This is a genomic window from Pseudomonas uvaldensis, assembly GCF_021271205.1.
In the GTDB taxonomy this organism is placed as follows: domain Bacteria; phylum Pseudomonadota; class Gammaproteobacteria; order Pseudomonadales; family Pseudomonadaceae; genus Aquipseudomonas; species Aquipseudomonas uvaldensis.
The window spans coordinates 1-261 of record NZ_JAIWKS010000060.1 but is presented as its reverse complement, the minus strand read 5'-3'; the positions used below and the strand labels follow the sequence as shown (position 1 = coordinate 261).

At 59.8% G+C, this 261-nt stretch carries 1 pseudogene; it reads left to right on the top strand.

Features of this window, described 5'->3' with window-relative positions:
• Nucleotides 1-261 (top strand): annotated as a pseudogene (locus LCU97_RS26585) (calcium-binding protein); the annotation flags it as partial.

The following is a 261-nucleotide window of genomic DNA, read 5'->3' as shown; positions in this document are numbered from 1 at the left end:
GCCAACGTCGAGCGCCTGACCTACGTCGGTACTGGCGCCTTCATCGGTTACGGCAACGACAGCGATAACATCATTACTGGCGGTTCGGGTAACGACACCCTATACGGTGGCGCGGGAGCGGATCAGTTCATCGGCGGTGCCGGCTATGACATAGCGGGGTATACCGACAGCAAGGAAGCGGTGACCATCAACCTCAAGACCGGCGTGCATACCGGGATCGCGGCAGGTGATACCTACACCGATATCGAAGCGGTCAGAGGC